Here is a 22225-nt window from a genome sequence, read left to right as displayed (position 1 = left end):
ACAACCACGCGTCGATCCCCGTCCACGAAGAGGATTGTCTGCGTCGATGCGCTCTGTCATTCTCCACCGTGGACGCTGCCAGCGGCGGTCGGCAATCCGGAGGTCGCGCTGAGGTGGCGCCGTCATCTGCCGGAGGGACCTCGTGAAGCGCAGACGTCGCCATCTGCTCGCAGGACTGGCGGTCGGTGCCCTGGTGGCATCGACCGGGCTCATCGGAATCCACTTCGCCGGCGCCGAGGTGCCGACGCCCGTCGCCGCGGCCGGCGACGGGGAGATGCCGGGCGCGCTCGGCGCCCACATGGAGCGGCTGCGCCAGGCCGTGCCGGGCAGCGACGGCATGTCGCCGGACGGGCCCGGCAACGCCGCGCAGCAGGAGTTCCTGGAGCGCGCGTACCCGGCCAACACGATCAGCATCGCCCAGGTCGACCGCTCCAAGTCGGCGTACGCCGCCGCCGAGCGGCGCGCGGGCGGCACCCGGGGCTGGACGAACATCGGCCCCAGCGAGGCCCTCTACCCGTTCACCGAGTTCCGCAACGCCTCCAACTACGTGCCGAACGCGTACGTCGCGGGTGGCCGGGTCACCTCCATCGACATCGCGCCCGACTGCAACGCGCTGCTCTGCCGGGCGTACGTCACGCCGGCCGGCGGCGGCGTCTGGGGCACCCTGAACGTCCTCGCCGCCGAGCCGAAGTGGTTCTACCTGGGCGGGCCGCTCGGCATCAACGCGGCCGGCTCGGTCAAGATCGACCGCAACGACAGGACGGGCCTGACCATCTACGTCGGCACCGGCGAGGCGAACACCTGCGCCTCCGGCTGTGTCGCCGGCGTCGGCCTCTACAAGTCGACCAACGGTGGCGTCACCTGGAAGGGCCCGCTGGGCAAGGACGCCCTCGCCGGCAAGGGCATCGGTGAGATCACCATCAAGCCCGGCGACCCGAAGACGCTCTACGTCGCCACCACCACCGCCCTGCGCGGCATGTCCAGCTCCTGCTGCACCGGCGTCACCCGGCCCGTGCCCGACGCCGAGAAGTGGGGCCTCTACAAGTCCACCGACGGCGGCGCGAACTGGACGTTCATCCACAACGGCTCGGCCGACGCCACCCAGTGCACGGGCAGTGCCGCGGAATACAACAACACCGCCGCCTGCTCGCCGCGTGGCGTGCGCTACGTCAAGCTCGACCCGCGCGACGCGAACACGGTCTACGCCTCCTCGTACGCCCGGGGGGTCTGGCGCTCCGCGGACGCCGGCGCCACCTGGACGCAGATCAAGCCGTCGCTGAACCCGGCGGTCTTCCAGACCCGGGCCGCGATCGACGTGACCGCCCTGCCGAACGGCAAGACCCGCATGTACGTCTACGAGGGCAACCTCGGCAACCCGTACTCGCGGCTGTTCCGCAGCGACGACGTGGCCGGCGGCGCCCCCGCGTTCGCCGACCTGAGCAGCGCCAACCCGGCCGACCCGGGCTACGCCACCTACAACCAGTGCACCGGCCAGTGCTGGTACGACGTGTTCGTGCACACCCCGGCCGGGCACCCCGACATCGTCTACACGGGCGGCTCGTACGTCTACGGCGAGACCGTCGCCCACAAGCGGGCCGTGGTGCTCTCCACGGACGCCGGCGTCAGCGGCACCGACATGACCTACGACGGCACCGACGAGCTGCACCCCAACGGCCTGCACCCCGACCAGCACGCCCTGGTCACCAACCCGCGCAACCCGTACCAGTTCTTCGAGGCCAACGACGGCGGCGTTATGCGCTCCAGCGGCCAGTTCGTGGACCGCTCGGCCTGGTGCGACAACCCCGACCGCAACCTGACCACGCAGGCGCAGAAGGACCGCTGCCGGCAGATGCTGTCGAAGATCCCGTCGAAGCTGGACGGCATCAACAAGGGCATGAACACGTTGCAGTTCATCAGCCTCTCGGCCAGCCCGCACGACCACCGCCTGCTCCAGGGCGGCACCCAGGACAACGGCACCTGGGAGAACAAGGGCGAGCGCCGGCGCTGGGTCAACACGATGATCGGTGACGGCGGCGCGTCCGGCTTCGACGTCGGCAGGCCGGAGTTCCGCTTCCACACCTTCTACGACGCCTCGCCCGAGGTGAACTTCAACAACGGCGACGTGGGCAGCTGGATCTCGGTCTCCGACCCGATCTTCGGGCAGCCGGGCACCCTGTTCTACGCCCCGGTGACCACCGACCCGAAGGTCAGCGGCACGATGTTCGCCGGCACCTCGCGCACCGTCTACCGGACGAAGACGTTCGGGCTGGGCGACCGGAGCCTGGCCGAGGCCGACCGGATCTGCAACACCTGGACCGGCACCTTCGAGGCGCAGTGCGGCGACTTCGCGCCGCTGGGCACGGTCAACCTGACCGACGCCGCGTGGGGCGACCGGGCCGGCGGCGCCGTCTCGGTCGTCGAGCGGGTCGCCTCCGACTCGTCCACGGCGTACGCGGCCACCAGCACCGGCCGGGTCTTCGTGTCCCGCAACGTCGACGCCGAGCCGGCGTCGGCGGTCACCTGGACGCGCATCGACACCGCGGCCACGCCGAACCGCTTCGTCACCAGCGTCCACGTCGACCCGGCCGACCCGGCGCGGGCGTGGGTCTCCTACAGCGGCTTCAACTCGAACACCCCGGCGACCCTGGGGCACGCGTTCGAGGTGCGGGTGGCCGGCGCCGGCGCGACCTGGACCGACCGGTCGTACGACTTCGGCGACCAGCCGATCACCGACCTGGTCCGTGACGACGTCACCGGCACCCTCTACGCGGCCACCGACTTCGGCGTGCTGCGGCTGGCCGAGGGCAGCACGACCTGGGTGAAGGCGGCCCGGGGCATGCCGAACGTGGAGGTCGCCGGGCTGACCATCGTGCCGGGCAAGCGGGTGCTCTACGCCGCCTCGCACGGCCTCGGCGCCTGGCAGCTCACGCTCTGAGGCAGGTGACCATCGGCAACGACACGGTGAGGGGCCGCGCACGCGGCCCCTCACCGCTGCCCGAGGTGGCCGGCCGCGCCTGGCGGACCCTCGGCGCGGCCTTCGTCCTGCTCGTCTTCGTCCCACCGCTGCTGCTACTGGTCTCCGGTTCGCTCACCGAGCCGGGCCTGCCGCCGCCGCCCACCCCGCAGCTCGTGCCGGAGCCGGTCTCCACCACCGGCTACCGGCAGGCCGTCGAGCTGGGCGGGCTGCTGCGCGCCTCGCTCAACTCGGTCCTGGTCGCGGTCGTCGCCGTGCCGCTGAGCGTGCTCGTCGCCTCCCTGGCGGGCTTCGCGCTGACCCGGCTCGCCCCGCGCGTCACCGGCGTCGTCGTGGCGGCCTCCCTGGTCGCGCTGATGGTGCCGGCCACGGCGCTGCTCGTGCCCCGCTTCGCGATCTTCCGGATGCTCGGCCTGACCGACACCCTGGTGCCGCTGGTGGCCCCGGCGTTGCTGGGCACCTCACCACTCTACGTCCTGGTCTACCACCTGGCGTTCCGGGCGCTGCCGGCCGACCTCTACGACGCCTGCCTGGTGGCGGACCTGTCGCCGCTGCGCACCTGGTGGCGGGTCGCCCTGCCGCTGGTGCGCCCGGTCACCGCCGGCCTCACCGCGCTGACCTTCGTGCTCACCTGGTCGAACTTCCTCGACCCGCTGGTCTACGTCTACGACCGTGACCTGTTCACCCTGCCGCTGGCGCTGCGCTCCCTGTCGGTGCTGGACCCGACGAACTTCCCGGTGTTCCTGGCCGGCGCGGTGCTGGCCACGGTGCCGGCGCTGGTCGTCTTCGTGCTCGCCCAGCGGCGCTTCCTCCACCACGACGACCCGACGGGACGAAACTGACGATGCGACCGAAGGCGCTGCTCGCGCTGCTGCTCACCGCCGTGCTGGCCGCCACCGGGTGCGGCGCCGGCTCCGGGTCGTCCGCCGACGGCCCGGTGCGGCTGCTGGTCTTCGGCGCCCCCGAGGAACTCGCCGCCTACCGCACCCTCGTCGAGGCGTACGAGAAGGCGCGTCCCGGCGCCGACGTGCAGCTCGTCGAGGCCAGCGACCGCAAGGACCTGCTGGCCCGGCTGGCCACCTCGGTGGCTGGCGGCGCCCCGCCGGACCTGTTCCTCATGAACTACCGCTTCTACGGCCAGTTCGCCGCCAAGGACGTCATCGAGCCGCTGGACGACCGGCTGGCCGCCTCCGAGGCCGTCGACCCGGCCGACTACTACCCGGTGGCGTGGGACGCGTTCCGGTGGCAGGGACGGCAGCTCTGCCTGCCGCAGAACGTCTCCAGCCTGGCCGTCTACTACAACCGCACCCTGTTCACGAAGTACGGCGTGCCCGAGCCGAGGGCCGGCTGGACGTGGAACGACCTGGTCGCCACCGCGACCGCGATGACCCGCGACTCCCGCGGCGTGGTGGTCAGGGCCACCGAGAGCGAGGGCGCCGCGCTGCGCCCGGCCGTGCACGGCCTCGGCGTCGAGCCGTCGATCATCCGGCTCGCCCCGTTCGTCTGGTCGGGCGGGGCCGAGATCGTCGACGACCCGGCGAGGCCGACCCGGCTGACCCTGGACACCCCGGCCGCCCGGGAGGCGCTGAAGAACCTCGTCGACCTGCGGCTGGCGTACGGGGTGGTGCCCACCGACGAGGAGGTGGAGGCCGAGGACGACGAGTCGCGCTTCGCCAACGGCCGGCTCGCCATGCTGATGAGTTCGCGCCGCTCCACCACCACGTTCCGCTCGATCAGCGGCTTCGAGTGGGACGTCGCCCCGCTGCCCGTCTACAAGGAGCAGGTCGGGGTGCTGCACTCCGACGCGTACTGCATGACCCGGGGCGCGAAGCACAAGGACGCCGCGTGGCGGTTCCTGGAGTTCGCCATCGCCGAGGAGGGCCAGCGGATCATCGCCGCCACCGGGCGTACCGTCCCGTCCCACATCGGGGTGTCGCGGTCCCCGGCGTTCCTCGGCCCGGCCCAGCCGCCACGCAGCGCGAAGGTCTTCCTCGACGCGATCCCCACCGTCCGGGCGCTGCCGACCGTCTCCACCTGGCCGGAGATCGAGGACGTCACCTACGGCATCCTCGAGAACGCCATGCACCGGGGCGACCGCCTCGACGACGTCGTCCGCGAGCTCGACCGGCAGACCCGGCCGATCTTCGCCCGCGGGGAGCACGGGTGAGCGATCCGGGCCTGGCCCTGGCCGGCGTCTCGGCCGCGTACCGGGGGTCGACGGTGCTGCACGAGGTGGACCTGACGGCCGCCCGGGGCGAGCTGCTGGTGGTGCTCGGCCCGTCGGGGGCGGGCAAGTCGACGGTGCTGCGGGTCGTCGCCGGCCTGGAGCCGGTCACCGCCGGCCGGATCCGCATCGCCGGCCGCGACGTCACCGCCGAGCGCCCGGGCCGGCGCAACGTGTCGATGGTGTTCCAGTCGTACGCGCTCTTCCCGCACCTGAGCGTCGCCGAGAACATCGCGTTCGGCCTGGAGGTACGCGACACGCCGCGCGCGGTGGCCCGGGAGCGGGCCCGCGCGGCGGCCGAGACCGTCGGCTGCGCCACCCTGCTGGACCGCCGGCCCGGGCAGCTCTCCGGCGGCGAACGGCAGCGGGTGGCGCTGGCCCGGGCCCTGGTCCGCGAGCCGGACGTGTTCCTGCTCGACGAGCCGCTGTCCAACCTCGACCAGGCGCTGCGGGTGCAGATGCGCGCCGAGCTGCGGGCCCTGCACGACCGGCTGGGCGCGACGATGGTGCACGTCACCCACGACCAGACCGAGGCGCTGGTGCTCGCCGACCGGATCGCCGTGCTGCGCGACGGGCGCATCGAGCAGGTCGGCACCCCCGACGAGATCTGGCGCACCCCGGCCACCACCTTCGTCGCCCGCTTCGTCGGCTCCCCGGCGATGAACCTGCTGCCCGCCGGGGGGCCGCTCACGCCCGGCGGCGCCGCTCCCGTCGACCGGGCCGGGGCGGGCGAGCTGGAGATCGGCTTCCGGCCGGAGGCGGTCGTGCTGGACGCGACCGACGGCGCGGCGGCCACCGTCGACCGGGTCGAGGTGGTCGGCGAGGACGCGTACGCGTACCTGACCCTCGCCGGCGGGCACCCCGTCGTCGCCCGGGTGCCCGCCGCCCACCGGCCCGGAAGGGGCGCGCCGGTACGCGTCGGCGTGCGCTGGGCCGACGTGCACGTCTTCCACGCCGGCTCCGGGCGCCGGTACGTCCCGTGACGGGCACGGACCGCCGCTCGCGCCGGCAGCTGGCGCTGATGCTGGCGCCGTACCTGCTCGGGCTGGTCGGGCTGGTGCTGCTGCCTGCCGCGGTCACCCTGGCGCTGGCCTTCACCGAGTACGACCTGCTGCGCCCGCCCCGCTGGGTGGGGCTGGACAACTTCGCGGCGCTGCTGGCCGACCCGGTGTTCCGGGTGTCGCTGACCAACTCGCTGGTCTTCGCGCTGGTGGCCGTACCGCTGCGGGTGCTCTTCGCCCTCGGCCTGGCGCTGCTGCTGCACCGCCGGGCGATCGGCGTCGGCAGCGCCCGCACCGCGGCGGTGCTGCCGACCGCGGTGCCGGAGATCGCCTACGGGCTGCTCTGGCTCTGGCTGCTCAACCCGCTCTACGGCCCGATCAACCAGTTGCTGCGCACGGGCGGGGAGAACGGCCTGACCGCGCTGGGACGCACCCCGCCGCAGTGGCTCACCGACCCGACCGACGCCCGCGCGGCGATCATCGGAATGAGCCTGTTCACCGTCGGGGAGACCTTCGTGGTGCTGCTGGCCGCCCGCCGCGCGCTGCCCCGCGACGTCTACGAGATGGCGGCGATCGAGGACGCCACCGGCTGGGACGTGTTCCGCCGGGTCACGCTGCCGCTGATGGCGCCCGTGCTGGGGCTGCTGGCGGTGCGCGACGCCATCCAGAGCCTGCACTTCTCCTTCGTGCCGGCCTTCGTGGTCACCGACGGCGGCCCGCCCCCGTACGCCACCACCTACCTGTCGCTGTTCGTCTACCGCACCGGCTTCGAGTACCTGCGCTACGGCTACGCCGCCGCGGCGACCCTGGTGATGATCCTGCTGACCGTGGCGGCCGTGCTGGTGCAGTGGCGGCTGATCCGCCGCTACCGCGCGTTCTACCGGCTCTGAGGCCACCGGCGCCGACCCGATAATCCCGCGCGCCGGCCCCGGAAGCCGTGGCATGATCGCGCACTGCGCCGGCCGGGTGGCGGCGCGCGAGGAGGACAGCATGGAGTTCGAGGTACGCCGGATCGGGCCGGAGTCGACCGCCGAGGCGGCCGACGTGCTCGCCGACGCCTTCGACGGGTACCCCTGGATGGCCTGGACGGTGGCGGCCGACCGGCACCGGGAGCGGCTGTCGGCGATGTTCGCCGGCACCGTCGCCGCCGTCGGGCTGCCCTACGGCGACGTCTGGGGTGCGGTGGACGCCGGCGGCCGGCCGGCGGCGGTGGCGGTCTGGCTGCGCCCGGACCGGCCGGTGCCGGACGAGGTCTGGGCCGGTGTCGCGGCGCGCAACGCCGAGCTGGCCGGCGACCGGCAGTCGGCGCTGCACGCCGCCGACGCGGCCTGCGCCTCCCTGCGGTCGGCCGAGCCGGCGTTCCTGCTCGCCACCGTGGGCGTGCGCCGGTCCGACCAGGGCGGAGGGCTGGGCGCCCGGGTGCTGCGGCCCGGCCTGGCCGAGGCCGACCGCGCCGGTCTGCCCGCCGTGTTGGAGACCTCGTCGGAGCCGAACGTGCGGTTCTACCGGCGGCTGGGCTTCGTGGTCACCGGCCAGGCCCGGGTGCCCGACGGCGGACCCGAGGTCTGGGCGATGCGGCGGCCGGCCGCCGGCGAGCGGGTGTAAGGGCCGTCCGCCCGGGTAGCCGCCGGGAATGGAGCTGGTCGAGGAGTCGCCGTACCGCTTCCGGATCGACCGGCACGACCCGATGCGGGTGCCGGGGGTGGTGTTCGCGTCCCGGTCCCTGCTGCCCGACGCCGGGGAGGACAGGTCGCTGGAGCAGGTCGCGAACGTCGCCACGCTGCCCGGCATCGTCGACGCCTCGTACGCCATGCCCGACGTGCACTGGGGCTACGGGTTCCCGATCGGCGGGGTGGCCGCCACCGACGTCGCGAACGGCGGCGTGGTCTCGCCCGGCGGGGTGGGCTTCGACATCTCCTGCGGCGTCCGGCTGCTCGCCGCCGACTTCGACCGCGACGGGCTGCGGCCCCGGGTGGACGCGCTGATGGACGGGCTGGGCGAGGCGACCCCGCGCGGCATGGGCAAGGGCGCGGTGTGGCAGCTGTCGACGCGCGCGGAACTCGACGCGGTGCTGCGCGGCGGCTCCCGCTACGCGGTGGAGCGCGGCTTCGGCGTCGAGCGGGACCTGTACCGCTGCGAGGACGCCGGAGCCGTCGGCGACGCCGATCCGGCGCGGGTCAGCGAGCGGGCGATCGAGCGCGGCGCGCGCCAGGTCGGCAGCCTCGGCTCCGGCAACCACTTCCTGGAGGTGCAGGCCGTCGAGGAGGTGTACGACGACACCGCCGCCACCGCCTTCGGGCTGCGCCCCGGCCAGGTCTGCGTGATGATCCACTGCGGCTCCCGGGGGCTGGGCCACCAGATCTGCACCGACTACGTGCGGAAGATGGAGAAGGTGATGGCCCGCCACGGCATCGAGGTGCCGGACCGCCAGCTCGCCTGTGCCCCGGTCACCTCCGACGAGGGCCGCGCCTACCTGGGCGCGATGGCGGCCGCCGCCAACTACGCACGGGCGAACCGGCAACTGCTGACCGACGCCGCCCGGAAGGTCTTCGCCCGGGTCACCGGCAGCCGGCTCGACCTGGTCTACGACATCTCACACAACCTCGCGAAGATCGAGACGCACGGCGTCGACGGCGAGCGGCGCGCGCTGTGCGTACACCGCAAGGGGGCCACGCGCGCGCTGCCGCCCGGCCACGACGACCTGCCCGGCGACCTGCGGGACGTGGGCCAGCCGGTGCTGATCCCCGGCTCCATGGGCACCGGCTCGTACGTGCTCACCGGCGTGCCGGGGTCGCCGGCCTTCGCGTCCACCTGCCACGGGGCCGGCCGGGTGCAGAGCCGCAAGCAGGCCGTGCGGTCGGAGCGCGGGCTGGACCCGCGTGCCCAGTTGGAGTCGCAGGACATCGCGGTGCGCGGGGCGTCCCGGCGCGGCCTGGCCGAGGAGATGCCGACGGCGTACAAGGACGTCTCGGCGGTGGTGGCCGCCGCCGAGGGCGCCGGGCTCTGCCGGAAGGTGGCCCGGCTGGTCCCGCTCGGCGTGGTGAAGGGCTGAGCGGCACGCGGCGTGGTCCAGGGCTGAGCGGCACGCGGCGTGGTGCGGGGCCGGGCGGGCGGCTCACACGTCCAGCGTGACGGCGCAGGACCAGCCCTCGTCGTCGGGGCCGAAGCGCAGCCCGTGCAGGGCGACGGCCTTCGGCACCGCGCCGACCAGCTCGACGGCGTCGGTGTCCGCCGTGCGCCAGCGCACCACCAGGCCGCCGGCGCCGTCGTCGGCCACGTCGGTGCGCAGCGGCAGCTCACCCGCCGTCTCCATCCGGAAGATCACCTCGTCGAGTACGCCCACCAGCAGGTCCGCGTCGTCGTCGCCGGGCGGCGCGCGGAACTCCCGCCGTGGGCCCGGCCGCGCTCCGGCGGGGTCGACGAACGTGTCGACCAGCGCGGCGACCGCCTCGGCGACGCACTCCTCCCGGCTCGGCGCCCACGCCTCGATGCGGACGTCGGCGGTGTGCGGCAGGCGGCGGTGCCCCCGCCCGGGTCGTCGCTGCATGCCCCGATCCTCCGCCACGCGGGCGCCGCGCGACGGCCGGTTCAGTTCAGCCCGAGCCGGGCGATCGGCTCGACGAGCTCGCGCTCCTCGTACGCGAGGTGGGACAGCAGCGTGTCGCTGAGCAGGTCGACCGCCGCGCGCAGCTCCGCCATCCCGTCGGCGACCGAGACGAACGCGACGAGCGCCCGGTCCACCCGCTCCAGCACGTCGTGGATCGCGTGGTGCTCCTGCTCCAGCCGGTCCAGCACCGGGGCGAGGCGGGCGTCGCCCCGGCGCAGGTGCGGGAAGATGCCCCGGTCCTCCAGCGTGTGGTGGGTGGTGACCACCCGGCAGTACGACTCGCAGTACGTGCCCAGGGTCCACTTGTTCTGCCGGATGGTCATCGTGTTGATGTGCGAGCGGGCGGTGCCCGCGTCGACCAGCCCGGCGCCCACCTGCTCCACCAGGTCGTACAGCCGGTTCAGCTCGGCGCGCAATCCGTCGTGCACGTCGATCAGGTGCTGGGCGCCGGCCTGGTCGTGCGGGGTGTAGGCGCGTGCCGGGTCCGGCGCGGGGCCGGTGGGCCGCGTGGTCTCGTCCCAGACCCGGATCGCGCTGCGGCGCACGCCGTCGTCGGGCGTCGGGACGACGGCGAAGGCTCCGGCGACGGCGGGCGGGCGGGGAGCGACCGGCGCCCCCGTCGGGGTCGGCCCGGGCGTCGCCGGGGCCGTGGCGGGCGCGGTGCCGGCCGCGCGCTCGCCGGCCACGAGTTCGCGTACGGCGGGGGCGACCTCGGCGGCGAAGCGCCGCAGGTCCTCGGGGTCGTCGCTGCCCAGGATGAAGGTGCTGATCCCGTCGCTGAGCGCGAGGTCCGCCAGCTCCTCGGCCCACTGCTCGGCGGGGCCGTCGAGCGGTCCCCGGCCGACGGGGGCGAAGCGGCCGGTGACGTTGAGCAGGCGGCGCACGTCGGCCGGGTCGCGGCCGGCCTCCCGGGCGGAGTCGTCGATGATCGTGTTGCCCCTGCCGAGGTCGCCGGGTTGCAGGTAGCCCAACGACGGCAGCCACCCGTCGGCCCGGCTCCCGGTCAACGCCAGCATCCGCGGCTTGTACGCGCCGAGCCAGATGCCCACGTCGTGGGCGGGGGCGGGGCCCCGCTTCGCGCCGACCACCCGGTGGAACTCGCCGTCGACCCGGACGCCGCCGCGCGCCCCGACGTCCCAGACCTGGCGGATGACGTCGATCGCCTCGGCCAGGGCCCGCACGCCCTGCCCGGGGGAGAGCCGGCGCCCGCCCATCGCCTCGATGGCCTCCCAGAACGCGCCCGCGCCCAGGCCGAGCTCCACCCGGCCACCGCTGAGCAGGTCGAGACTCGCCACGCTGCGGGCCAGGACGGCCGGCGGCCGCAGCGGCAGGTTCGTCACGTTGGCGGCCAGCCGCACCGCGCCGGTCCGGGCCGCCACGAAGCTCATCAGCGTCCACGTGTCGAGGAACGCGGGCTGGTACGGGTGGTCCTGGAAGGTGACCAGGTCGAACCCGACCTGCTCGGCCAGCACGGCGAGGCTCACCACCCGCCCCGGCTCGGCGTTGCCGGGCGTCAGGAACGCCCCGAAGGCCAGCGGATGGCCGTAGTCGCCCATGTCGGTACCCCCTTCCGTCCCGCAGCCTCTCACGCGGCTCGGGGCGGTCCCCGAGCCGTCCGGCGAATCGGGCCCGGGAACGCCGGTCGGCGCCGCGCTCCGGCACGGCCCGTGCCGCCCGCCACGGGGGCACACCGGGCGCCGCCACCGGCGTACGGTCGGCGGATGCGGATCGTGAAGTTCACCCACTCCTGCGTCCGGCTGGAGCACGACGGCGGCGTGCTGGTCATCGACCCCGGCACCTGGAGCGAGCCACGGGCCCTGGCCGGCGCGGACGCCGTGCTGGTCACCCACGAGCACACCGACCACGTCGACGTGCTCCGGCTGGCGGGTCTCGGCGTGCCGGTCTTCGCGCCGGAGGGCGCCGTCCTGCCCGATCTGGCGCCGCTGTCCGTGACCAGGGTCGGCGCAGGTCAGCGGTTCACCGCCGCCGGCCTCACCGTGACCGCGCTCGGCGGTCGGCACGCCACCATCCACGGCGGCCAGCCCGACTGCGCCAACCTCGGCTACCTCGTCGGCGACGCGGTCTACCACCCGGGCGACTCCCTGCACCGGCCGGAGCGGCCGGTCGAGACGCTGCTGGTCCCGGCACAGGCATCCTGGCTGAAGCTCACCGAGGCGATCGACTTCGCCACCGCCGTCGGGGCCGAGCGGGTGTTCCCGATCCACGACGCGCAGCTCAACGAGCGCGGCCTGACCAGCGTGAACGGCTGGTTCGCCGAGACCGTGCCCGGCTACCGCCACCTGGCGCCGGGGGAGTCCGCCTGACCGTTGACCCCACTCAGGGGTGGTCTCCACCGAGACCGGCCGTGTCGTCCGCGGGCCAACTGCTATACGGTCGCTGGGTGAGGGTCGAAGAACACTGGTGGAACGGTGACACGTCGCAACGCGGACGTCGGGACGTGTACATCCGCACCGACGGGCAGCGATGGGACGTACAGGTACGGATCGGCGGCGAGTCAGGCCGCTCCCGGGTGCAGGAGTGCCCCGGTCGGACATCGGCGGTCATTCTGGCCGGCGCGTGGCGCGGCAACCACCCCGCCTGGCGCGAGGTTTCCGACTGACGGCGACCGCCGGCCTCGGGCGGTGACGGCCGGTCGCGGTCGGCGTTGGCCGGCTGCTCCCTCCGACGTTGGTTACGCTCGGGTGACCACGGCGGGGGGAGCAGCATGAGCGGCGAGACCGTCCCGGCGGTGATGCCGGCCGCGTTCATCGGCCACGGCAGCCCAATGAACGCGCTGGAACTCAACCGCTACACGCAGGCGTGGCGTGCCTTCGGGCGGGCGGTCCCGCGGCCCCGGGCGATCCTGGTCGTGTCGGCCCACTGGTACATCGGCGCCACCGCCGTCACCGCGATGCCCCGGCCGAGGACGATCCACGACTTCTACGGCTTCCCGTCGGAGCTGTTCGACGTCGACTACCCGGCGCCCGGCCTGCCGGAGCTGGCGGAGGAGATCGCCGACGTGGTCCGTCCCACCTGGGTCGGGGCGGACGTCGACTCGTGGGGGATCGACCACGGCACCTGGTCGGTGCTCACCCACGCGTTTCCCGACGCGGACGTCCCGGTCGTCCAGTTGAGCATCAACGCGTTCAAGGGCCTGGACTACCACCTGGACCTGGGCGCGCGGCTCGCCCCGCTGGGCGAGCGCGGAGTGCTCGTCGTGACCAGCGGCAACGTGGTGCACAACCTGCGGGGGGTGGACCCGCGCATGGTCGACGAGGGCTTCGACTGGGCGCGGCGGTTCGACGAGGCGGCGAAGGACGTCATGCTCGGCGAGCCGACCGAGGCGGCCACGCTGGACGCCCACCGTGACTTCGGCCGGGCCGTGCCGACGCCCGACCACTTCATCCCGCTGCTCTACCTCGCCGGCCTGGCCGGTGCCGCCGGCGACGGCGCGCGGGTGCTGGTGGACGGGTACGCGTACGGGTCGCTGTCGATGACCGCCTACACGGTGGGGTCGTCCTGCCGTGCCGAGGCCCCGCTGGCCGGCGCACCCGCTCTGCCGACCGACGTGCCGCCGGACTCCTCCAACATCTGACGGCCACCGGCCGGCCGCCGCCGCTGCGGGCCGCCGCCTGTCGGCTTTCCGGCCGGTCCCGGCGGGCGGCGGGACGAGGGACCAGCCGGTCGTGGGGTGCCGGCCCGGCGACCGGTCCGCACGGCTGGGCCCTCATCCGCTGCCGCCGCCGCGTCCGTCAGCGGCCCTTGACGACCTCGACCAGCTGGTCCAGCGCGGCGCTCCAGCCCTCGACGAAGCCCATCTCCTCGTGCGACTTCTTCGCCGAGGCGTCGGCGTGGATCGCCGTGGCCGTGTACTTCGTGCCGTTGCCGGTGGGCTCGAGCTTGATGATCGCGGTGAACGGGAAGTCGTCGCTGCCGACCTGGGGGCGGAAGCCCGGGCCCAGCCCCGAGGTGAAGATCAGCGTCGAGCCCTCCTCGACGACCAGGATGCAGCCGGTGTTCGGGTACTCCTCGCCCTCGGGCGAGCGCATCACCGTGTTGAACCTGCCGCCGGGCTGGAGGTCGATCTCGCAGGACGAGGTCGACCAGGGCCGCGGGGCGAACCACTGCACGACCAGCTCGGGCGTGGTCCATGCCTTCCAGACCAGCTCGGGCGCGACGTCGACGGTGCGCTCCAGGACGAGGTCGAGATCCGGGTTCACGCTCGGGTAGGCGGTCATGTCTGCTGCTCCTTCAGGTCGTGGAGAAACGAGTCGAGCTGGTCGAGGCGCCGGGACCACGTCGCGCGCTGACCGGCGAGCCAGGTGTCGACGTGCTCGAGCGGCTGGGGGGCGAGCCGGTAGGTGCGCACCCGCCCCTTCTTCTCCGACGTCACCAGGCCGGAGCGCTCGAGGACGCCCAGGTGCTGGGTGAACGACGGCAGTGCCATGTCAAACGGACGGGCGAGCTCGCTGGTTGTCGCGGGCCCCCGGCCGAGGAGCTCGACGACCCGGCGGCGGGTCGGGTCCGACAGCGCGTGGAACACGCCGTCCAGGGTCCCGTCGTCGCTGCGGTCTCCGGCGCCCGATTGCTTAGGCATGGACCTAAGTATGCCCGTGCCCCACACTTAGGTCAAGCCCTAAGTGAAGTGGCCTGGTCCCGATCCGTCCGCGTCGGTCATGCTGAGGGCATGACCGACGCCGGCGCCCCGGAACCACTCACCCTCAACGTGTACTGCCGGCTCACGGTGGCCGTGACCGATCCGCAGGTGCTCACCGACCACGCGGTGGCCGACCTGCGGGCCGCGGACATCGACTGGTCGGCGGAGGAGGACGACCTCGAAACGGCGGTGGCGGACCTGCGCAACGACGTCGTCGTGTCGCTGGCGTCGCTCGTGGACATCAACCGGATGATCGACGGACTGCCGGGCGTGGCGGCGAAGGGCGGGCTGTGCTGGGCCGAACCCGGCCCGCCGCGCGAGGCCGTCTGGCGCGCCGAATAGGCCCTGTGTCGGTCCCGGACACTCCGGCGTCGCCCGAGGTGTCGACGGCACTCATGTCCACTGTGCCCGGCGTCACGTTAGCGTCTGCGCACGCCGGCACGACGCCGCCGCTCCCGGACAGGAGAGCGCCATGACCGCACCGCTGAGGGCCACCGCCGCCCTCGTCACCGCCCTGCTGCTCGTCCTCACCACCGCGATCCCCGCCCAGGCCGCCACCCCGGCCACCAAGGCGCCGGTCGCCGGCACCCTGCGTGCCTACGACGTCTCCGGCGTGTACGTCGCCGGCGTCTCCTCGGGTGGCTACATGGCCACCCAGCTCCACGTCGCCTACTCGTCCCGGATCCGGGGCGCGGCGGTCTTCGCCGCGGGGCCGTACTACTGCGCGCAGAACAACGTCGCCCAGGCGCTCGACGGCTGCGGCGACAACGTGTACCCCACGAACGTCCCCGCCCTCCAGGCGTACACCCGGACGTGGGCCTCGTACGGCTGGGTCGACCCGGTGGGCAACCTGTCCGGCGATCCCGTGTACGTCTTCCACGGCAACGGCGACACCGTGGTCAGGAAGTCCGTCACCGACGACCTGGTCCGCTACTACCAGCACTTCGGTGCCAGCGTGCAGTACGACAGCGGCTCGCCGGCCGGCCACGCCTGGGTCACCCCGTACGGGACCCTCGGGTGCGCCGTCACCGCGTCGCCGTTCCTGGCCGACTGTGGCACCGACCCGCAGAACGCCCTGCTGCGCAAGCTCCTCGGCAGCGTGCGGGCGCCGAACACCGGCCCGCTGGGCGGCAACCTGATCCGGTTCAGCCAGCACACGTACGCGGTCAACGGCTGGGCTCCCGGGCTGAGCATGGGCGCCGACGGGTTCGCCTACGTGCCGGCCTCCTGCGCCGCCGGACACTCGTGCCGGCTGCTCGTCGCCCTGCACGGCTGCCTCCAGGGCCACGGCGCGGTCGGCACCGCCTTCGTGGACCGGGCGAACCTCAACCAGTACGCCGACACCAACGACCTGATCGTGCTGTACCCCCAGGCGAGCACCGCCGCCACGAATCCGAACGGCTGCTGGGACTGGTGGGGTTACCTGGGCGCGACCAACTACCCGATCAAGGGCGGTGCCCAGCTGGAGACGATCATGAACATGGTGCGCCGACTGGACGGCTGAGCCGCACCGCCGCCGCGCGGGCGGGGCGTCAACGGGGCCCCGCTCAGGCCGGCGCGTCGCTGCCCACCAGGCGGGCGTCGGCCGCGGCCTGACCGTCGACGTCTCCCGCCTCCTCGCAGACGCCCGCCGCGTCCGCCCAGTGCCGTCGGGCCTCGTCGGCGTCGTCGAGGGCCGCCGCGGCGTCGCCCAGGTGCAGCAGGGTCCGCCCCAGGCCGGCAGTCGGTCGCCCGTCGCGCAGCCGCAGGCTCTCCGCCAGCATCTCGTACGCCTGCCGGGCCTGGGCCGGCGTGGCGGCCAACAGCGCGGCACCCGCGTTGAGCAGGGCGGCGGCCCGGTTGGTCGGATCGGCCACGGAGTCGTACTCGCGCAGCGCCGCCCGCCACGACTGCGCCGCGTCGAGGTGCTCGCCGAGCCCGGCGTGCACCAGCACCAGGTTGGTCAGCGCCGCCGCGTAACCCCGGGCGTCGCCGAGCGCGCGGAAGGCGTTCGCCGCGCGGACCAGGTGGCGGTGCGCGACCTCCAGCTCCCCCCGGGCCAGCCGGGCGGCGCCCAGGCCCAGATCGGTCAGCGCGTGCCCGGCCCGGTCGGCCGCGGAGCGGTGCCGCCGCGACAGCTCCAGGTGCTCCACCGCGTCGTCGAACTGCCCCAGGTCCAGCAGCACCAGGCCCAGGTTCATCCGCGCCTGCGCGGTGCCGCGCCGGCCCCGCTCCGCCACCGCCAGGCTGAGCGCCGTCGCCGCCCCCTGCGGGTCGTGCCGGCGGCGGCGCAGCACCCCCAGCTCGTTGTGCGCCCAGCCGGCGATCTCCGGCCGGTCGTCGGCCGTGGGCGTGGCGAGCACCGTGCGGCACACCTCCGCCCACTCGTCGAGCCGCTCGGCGTGGGCGAGCCAGCCGCACAGCGCCACCGCCAGGCGGAACCACCAGCGGCGTACCCGGCGCGGCAGGGTCTCCGCCGCGCCCGCCGGCACCCGGACCACGGCCAGCAGCAGCTCCTGGTGCAGGTCGAACCAGCCGTACGGGTCGTCGTCCAGCGCCAACGTCGGCTCCCGGTCCGGCGGCGAGCCCACCACGGCGAGGCTCGCGGCGTGCCGCTCGGCCCGCCGGGCCAGGTGCCGGGTGAGCCGGGCCTGGGCGGCGACCCGCCGCCGCGCCGGCTCCGCGTCGCGCAGGTGCATCCGGGCGTACGGGGCCAGCAGCGGGCGCACCTCGTAGCGGTCGCCGGGCGCGCCGGTGACGAACCCGCCGGTGGCCAGCTCGTGCAGCAGGGCGGCCACCCGGTCCGGGCGACGACCGGCGAGCGCCGCGAGCGTCGGCCGGTCCAGCGGCACCGGGCTGAGCGACATCAGCCGCCACAGTCGCCCCGCCTCGCCGCCGAGCGCGTGGTACGCGGTGTCCCGCGCGGTGACCAGCAGGGTCGCCGGGGAGGCGGCGACGTGCTGGTGCGGGGGCGTGTCCACGGCGCGGCGCAGCGCGTCGAGCACGTCGGTGTGCCGCCACCCGTGCTGTGCCGTACGCCGACCCAGCTCCGCGACCGTGCGGGGCTGCCGCCCGCAGAGTTCGACGAGGGCGCGTACCGCCGGGTCGGTGCGCGGGTCGGGGCGGTGCGGCCGGGCGACGGGCGCGGTGGCGCCCGCGGCGGCGAACAGCTCGACGGCGTCGTCGGCGTCCGGCTCGGCGAGCCCGTGCGCCACCACCCCGTCCAGCGCGGCCAGCGCTCCCGTGCCGGCCAGCAGCAGGCGGCACGTCCGCGCGGTCGGCGGCAGCAGCGGCCGGACCTGGGCCGGGTCGTCCACGTTGTCCAGCACCACGAGGATCGCCCGGCCGTCGAGCTGGCCGCTCAGCTCGTCGACGGCGTCGGCGAGGTCGTCGGCGCGTCCCGACGCCGGTGGCCGGGTGCCGAGGATCCGGGCCAGCGCGGTCAGCACCTGCCGCGCGTCGTGCCGCCGGCCGCCCCGGCGCAGGTCCAGGTAGTACTGGCCGTCCGGGAAGTCGTCCCGGCACAGGTTGGCGGCCTGGATCGCGCAGGCCGAGGTGCCGACGGCCCGCCGGCCGACCACCGCCACCGCGTGCTCCTTCTCCAACAGGCCGATGATCGCGTCGACGTGCCCGTCCCGCCCGGTGAAGCCGGCCGGCCACGGCAGGGTGGGCGCGCCGGCGACGGGTGTGGCCTCGACGTCGTCCGGCGTGGCGGCCTGTTGCCGCTGACGGCGCCACTCCACGATCATCGCGGCGGCGAGGCCGAGCACGATCACCCCGGCGCTGGCGGAGCCGAGCTGGGCGACGGAGAGCTCGGAGAGCAGGTTGCCGGTGACGTTGCCGAGCACCGCGCTGACCGTGCCGCCGACCACGCCGCCGATCGCGAGCAGCAGGCTCAGCCGCCGGGGCCGCCGCGAGCGGCGGGCCGGCCCCGGCGGCGTCACCGCACGCCCCCGGCGACCAGGCCGGCGACGAGCTGGCGGCGGGCCAGCACCACCAGCAGCACCGGCAGGATGGAGGCGATGACCGACCCGGCGGCCAGCGCCCCGCTGTTGGCCGCGAAGCCCCGGGTCTGGCCGGCGAGGAACAGCCCCAGCGGCAGCGCGCCCGGCCCGCTGAACAGCAGACCCACCACCAGGTCGTTCCACACCTGCACGAACTCCAGCACCGCGACCGCCACCACGGCCGGGCGGTTGTGCCGGGCGAGCAGCCGCAGGGTGCCCCACCAGTGCCGCCCACCCACCCGGGCCGCCCGTACCTGCTCGGCGGGCAGGTCCGCGAACGCGTTGCGCAGCACCAGCACGGCGAACGGCACGCCCAGCGCGACGTGCACCAGTGCCAGGCCGCGCGCCGTGCCCGAGGAGAGCACCACGCCGAGCACCTCGTTGACCGGCCCGGCGATCACCTGCACCGGCACGATGCTGGCGGCCATCAGCAGCAACCCGGTGGCCTGGGCGGGTGGCCCGCTCAACCAGGCCAGCGGGTACGCGGCGAGCAGCGCGACGCCCAGCACCACGGCGGTGACCACGGTCGCCAGCACCAGCGTGAAGCCCAGCGTGCGCCACAGCTCGGCGCCGGTCAGCAGGTCCCGGTAGGAGTCGAGGCCGGGCGGGCTCCACCACCAGCCCCGGGCCGCCGCGTCCACCGCGCCGTGCAGCGAGGTGGCGAGCAGCACCCCGAGCGGCACCAGCCAGGCGACCGCCGCGCCCGCCACCAGCAGCCGGGTCGTCCGCCGCGGCGCCGCCGCCACCGGCTCGGGCGCGACGGGCACCGGGTCCCGGGGCGGCGGCCACGCCTGCCGCACGAACAGCGCCGCGACCAGCATGCCGGCGGCCACCGCCACCAGCCACACCACGCCGAGCGCGGCGCCCTCGCCGGTGGTGGCGCCGTTGGAGGTCTGCCAGACCCGCAGCGCGAGCACCGACGCCTCGTCACGTACCGAGCCGGGCGCCATGACCAGGATCAGGTCGAACGTCCTGGCGGTGCCGAGCGCCGCCAGGGTGAACACCACCGCCACGGTGCGCAGCAGCAGTGGCCGCCACTGCGCGTCCCAGAGCACGTCGCGGCGGTTGCCGCCGTAGGCGCGCACCGCGTCGGCGAGGCTGGGCGGCACCGCGTCGAGGGCGGCCCGGAACACCAGCACGGCCAGCCCTACCCACGCCCACACGAACGCCGACATCAGCGCCACCGTGACCAGGCGGGGGCCGAGCAGTTGCGGGGCGTCGGCCGCCGAGCGGCCGGTCAGCGTCGCGGCGACCAGGGTGGCCAGCCCGCGTTCCGGGTCCGGGTCGTACATCAGCCGGAAGGTGACCCCGGTGACCACCAGCGGCAGCGCGGTGGGCACCACCAGGATGAGGCGGACCAGCCCGCCCTCCTGCGAGCGACGCGAGGCGGCGGCGAGCAGGTAGCCCAGCACGGTGACCACCGCCGGCACCAGCAGCGCCCAGAGCAGCGTGCGTCCCACCACGGCGCCGGTGCCGGGCGCGGACAGCGCGGTGCGGAAGTGTTCCGCGCCCACCCACCGGCCGTCGGTGGTGACGCTGGCGTGCAGCGTACGCAGCACCGGCCACGCCACCAGTCCGCCGAGCAGCAGCAGGGCGGGCAGCAGCAGCGCCGAGGTGGCCCCCGCCGCCGGGTAGGCCCGCCCGCGCCGGGGCGGCCCGACGTCGTCGAGGACCGCCAGCTCGCCCAGGACCCGGCTCACCGGCCGCCGCCCGCCGACCGGGCCGCCGCCGCCAGTTGCCCGACGGCCCGGCGGGTCGCCCTGCCGGCGGGGACCCCGTCGGTGACGTCGGCGAAGAAGTCCTGCATGATCCGCCACATGCCCACCCCGTCGGAGCCGGTGAACGGGCCCGGCAACCGGTCGGAGAGGTCGAAGCGCACCGCCTCGCCCGTGCGCAGCTCGGCGGCGAGGCGGCGGCGGACGGGGTCGCGGTAGTCGTCCAGCGGCACGGACACGTTGGGGGAGAGGTAGCCGCCGGCGCGCAGCCACGGCTGGAACGCGGAGCCGCCACTGAGCCAGCGCACCAGCTCCGCCCCGCGGGCCGAGCCGGCGAACGCCACGGCGGCGTCACCGCCGACGATCAGCGGTCTGTCGGCCACCCGGGTGCCGGGGAAGCGGAAGGTCTCCGGCTGCTCCGGGCCCCGGCGGAACCGGCGGCTGACGTCGTCGACGAAGTCGGCCTCGAAGAGCATGGTCGCCCGGCGGTGGTGCACCACCTGGATCACCGACTCCTCGTACTGGGTCAGCAGGGCCCGGCGACCGCCACCGGGGAACGCGCCGTCGACGCCCCACAGCTCGGCGAGCCGGTCCAGCGCCGTGTGCACCGACGGGCTCCGCCAGTCGGCCTCGCCGCGCGCCAGCGCCTCGTAGTAGCCGGGCGGGGCCACGTCGGCGAGCACGTTCTCGAACCAGTCGGTGAGCACCCAGCCGTCGGCCGCGCCGATGGCCAGCGGCGCCGGGCCGTCGCCCGAGCGGGCCCGTGCGCCGAGCCGCCGGGTGAGCGTCACGAGCTGGTCCCAGGTGCGCGGGGGCGCGGGGAGCATCGACGGGAAGTACCAGAACAGCGACTTGTGGGCCGCCTTGACCCAGACGCCGTAGCGGCGCCCGTCGGCGGAGAGCAGGTCGGCCATGCCGGGCGGGAGCGCGTAGCTGGTGGCGGGGCTCAGCTCGCGCAGCCAGCCGCGCCGGGCGTACTCGACGACCAGCCCCGACCGGGGCAGGATCGCCACGTCGGGGCTGGTGCCGGCCAGCTGGCGGGCGCGCAGGAACGCGTCGATGTCGTTGCCGGCGCTGATCACCTGCACGTCGGCGCCGTAGTTGGCCACGACCTCGCGGAAACGGGCCAGCTCGCCGCCGCTCCATACGACCGCGACCTGGACCGCCGGCGGCGTGGTGGCGCAGCCCGCGACGGCGACCGTGGTCGCCGCGGCGGCGGCCCGCAGCAGGGCACGGCGGCTCAGGCGCGCCGCCGGCGCGGCCCGGCCCACCGGCGTCACCCGCCCACCTCGGCGGCGACCGGCACGTCGGGCAGCGCGCCCGGGTCGGCCGTGCACACCAGCACCGCGACCCCCGGGGTGTCCGGCGGGGAGAGCCGGCCGACCAGGTCGGTCAGCCGCCCACCGCCGGCCGGCCCGGTCGGCAGGTCGATCACCAGCACCTCGGGCAGGCAGACCACCGCCCGGGCGAGCGCCACCCGGAACCGCTGCGCGTCCGACAGCAGGTGCGGTCGCAGCCCCAGCGTCGGGGCCAGCTCCAGCCGGTCGACCACCGTCGCCGTCCACGCGTCGGCCATCTCCCGCACCCGTTCCCGCCGGCGCTGGCCGTAGGCGATGTTGCGGCGCACGGTCAGGTGGGGCAGCAGCGCGCCGCCGGCCGGCACGTAGGCGATGCGGCGGTGCGGCGGCGGCAGGGCGGTCACCTCCCGGTCGCCGACCAGGACCCGGCCGGCGACCGGCGCGGCCAGCCCGCTGACCACCCGGGCGACGGCCGTGCCGACGGGCGGGGCGGCGACCAGGGCGGCCGTGGCGCCGGCGGCAATGTCGAGGGTCACCGCGGCGGCGCCGGGCACGGCGACGAGCTCGCACAGTCGTAACGTGGCCATCACCTCCGGTGACCGGGGCAGTCGGTCCCAGGGTCGCACAACCGGGCGACGACCCGCGCCCCCGTCACCGTCGCCTGTGGAGCGGCGGCGCGGGTCCCGGGTCGGGACCGCCCACCGGGTGCGGCGGCCAATCGGTGCTGGCGGCGGTCGCGCCGCCGCGTCGCGTCGCGCCGCCGCGA

Annotated in this window: 19 protein-coding genes; 11 read left to right on the top strand and 8 right to left on the bottom strand. The window is 75.0% G+C overall.

From position 1 onward, the window contains the following. Positions 1-142: 142 nt before the first annotated feature. From AB0883_RS26780 to AB0883_RS26750, 7 genes are all read left to right on the top strand, one after another. Entirely contained in the window at positions 143-2935 is a 2793-nt protein-coding gene (locus AB0883_RS26780; RefSeq protein ID WP_366644093.1) for a sialidase family protein, read from the top strand. 26 nt (positions 2936-2961) lie between these two features. Continuing rightward, positions 2962-3816, top strand: a complete 855-nt coding sequence (locus tag AB0883_RS26775) for a carbohydrate ABC transporter permease (RefSeq protein ID WP_366644180.1) — start codon at positions 2962-2964, stop codon at positions 3814-3816. Between the two features lie 2 nt (positions 3817-3818). Continuing rightward, positions 3819-5141, top strand: coding sequence for a sugar ABC transporter substrate-binding protein (locus AB0883_RS26770; protein WP_366644092.1), 1323 nt, complete (start codon positions 3819-3821; stop codon positions 5139-5141). After that, positions 5138-6181, top strand: a complete 1044-nt coding sequence (locus AB0883_RS26765; protein WP_366644091.1) for an ABC transporter ATP-binding protein — start codon at positions 5138-5140, stop codon at positions 6179-6181. The genes AB0883_RS26770 and AB0883_RS26765 overlap by 4 nt, the downstream gene beginning before the upstream one ends. Before the next feature lie 38 nt (positions 6182-6219). Continuing rightward, entirely contained in the window at positions 6220-7089 is an 870-nt protein-coding gene (locus tag AB0883_RS26760; protein WP_366644179.1) for a sugar ABC transporter permease, read from the top strand. Positions 7090-7189: 100 nt separating this feature from the next. Continuing rightward, positions 7190-7804, top strand: coding sequence for a GNAT family N-acetyltransferase (locus AB0883_RS26755; RefSeq protein WP_366644178.1), 615 nt, complete (start codon positions 7190-7192; stop codon positions 7802-7804). 28 nt (positions 7805-7832) lie between these two features. After that, a complete protein-coding gene (locus tag AB0883_RS26750) occupies positions 7833-9251 on the top strand; it encodes an RtcB family protein (RefSeq protein ID WP_366644090.1) in 1419 nt (472 codons plus the stop codon). Positions 9252-9314: 63 nt separating this feature from the next. On the opposite strand, the gene AB0883_RS26745 is transcribed toward AB0883_RS26750, so the two are convergent. After that, on the bottom strand, positions 9315-9746 hold the full coding sequence (locus tag AB0883_RS26745; RefSeq protein ID WP_366644089.1) for an archease: 432 nt from the start codon (positions 9744-9746) through the stop codon (positions 9315-9317). Positions 9747-9787: 41 nt separating this feature from the next. Then, positions 9788-11362 (bottom strand): LLM class flavin-dependent oxidoreductase, encoded by a 1575-nt coding sequence (locus tag AB0883_RS26740; RefSeq protein WP_366644088.1) that lies wholly within the window; start codon positions 11360-11362, stop codon positions 9788-9790. Between the two features lie 165 nt (positions 11363-11527). On the opposite strand from AB0883_RS26740, the gene AB0883_RS26735 reads away from it, so the two are divergent. After that, the gene (locus AB0883_RS26735) at positions 11528-12130 is read left to right on the top strand and encodes an MBL fold metallo-hydrolase (RefSeq protein ID WP_366644087.1); all 603 of its coding nucleotides are present in this window, start codon (positions 11528-11530) and stop codon (positions 12128-12130) included. Positions 12131-12531: 401 nt separating this feature from the next. Beyond that, entirely contained in the window at positions 12532-13401 is an 870-nt protein-coding gene (gene ygiD, locus AB0883_RS26730; RefSeq protein ID WP_366644086.1) for a 4,5-DOPA dioxygenase extradiol, read from the top strand. Between the two features lie 157 nt (positions 13402-13558). Here the strand turns inward: ygiD and AB0883_RS26725 are convergent, their stop codons facing one another. Next, the gene (locus AB0883_RS26725) at positions 13559-14044 is read right to left on the bottom strand and encodes an SRPBCC family protein (protein WP_366644085.1); all 486 of its coding nucleotides are present in this window, start codon (positions 14042-14044) and stop codon (positions 13559-13561) included. Beyond that, positions 14041-14403: a metalloregulator ArsR/SmtB family transcription factor gene (locus AB0883_RS26720; protein ID WP_121399309.1), complete on the bottom strand. Its 363-nt coding sequence runs from the start codon at positions 14401-14403 to the stop codon at positions 14041-14043. Before AB0883_RS26720 ends, AB0883_RS26725 begins: the two co-directional genes overlap by 4 nt. Before the next feature lie 90 nt (positions 14404-14493). Between AB0883_RS26720 and AB0883_RS26715 the strand changes: the two genes are divergently transcribed. After that, the gene (locus tag AB0883_RS26715) at positions 14494-14805 is read left to right on the top strand and encodes a hypothetical protein (protein ID WP_366644084.1); all 312 of its coding nucleotides are present in this window, start codon (positions 14494-14496) and stop codon (positions 14803-14805) included. Between the two features lie 130 nt (positions 14806-14935). Continuing rightward, on the top strand, positions 14936-15967 hold the full coding sequence (locus AB0883_RS26710) for a PHB depolymerase family esterase (RefSeq protein ID WP_366644083.1): 1032 nt from the start codon (positions 14936-14938) through the stop codon (positions 15965-15967). A gap of 43 nt (positions 15968-16010) precedes the next feature. Here the strand turns inward: AB0883_RS26710 and AB0883_RS26705 are convergent, their stop codons facing one another. The 4 genes from AB0883_RS26705 to AB0883_RS26690 are packed head-to-tail and all read right to left on the bottom strand — an operon-like array spanning position 16011 to position 22046. Further along, the gene (locus AB0883_RS26705) at positions 16011-18386 is read right to left on the bottom strand and encodes a tetratricopeptide repeat protein (protein ID WP_366644082.1); all 2376 of its coding nucleotides are present in this window, start codon (positions 18384-18386) and stop codon (positions 16011-16013) included. Continuing rightward, complete coding sequence (locus tag AB0883_RS26700) at positions 18383-20146, bottom strand: ABC transporter permease subunit (RefSeq protein ID WP_366644081.1); 1764 nt, start codon at positions 20144-20146, stop codon at positions 18383-18385. The genes AB0883_RS26705 and AB0883_RS26700 overlap by 4 nt, the downstream gene beginning before the upstream one ends. Then, positions 20143-21441 (bottom strand): extracellular solute-binding protein, encoded by a 1299-nt coding sequence (locus AB0883_RS26695; RefSeq protein WP_366644080.1) that lies wholly within the window; start codon positions 21439-21441, stop codon positions 20143-20145. Before AB0883_RS26695 ends, AB0883_RS26700 begins: the two co-directional genes overlap by 4 nt. Then, positions 21438-22046, bottom strand: coding sequence for an ATP-binding cassette domain-containing protein (locus tag AB0883_RS26690; RefSeq protein WP_366644079.1), 609 nt, complete (start codon positions 22044-22046; stop codon positions 21438-21440). The genes AB0883_RS26695 and AB0883_RS26690 overlap by 4 nt, the downstream gene beginning before the upstream one ends. Positions 22047-22225: the final 179 nt, after the last annotated feature.

The sequence above is a fragment of the Micromonospora sp. NPDC047812 genome (genome assembly GCF_040704175.1).
Lineage (GTDB): Bacteria > Actinomycetota > Actinomycetes > Mycobacteriales > Micromonosporaceae > Micromonospora.
Note: the sequence above shows the minus strand (reverse complement) of the source record. Positions and strands in the feature narration are given on the sequence as shown.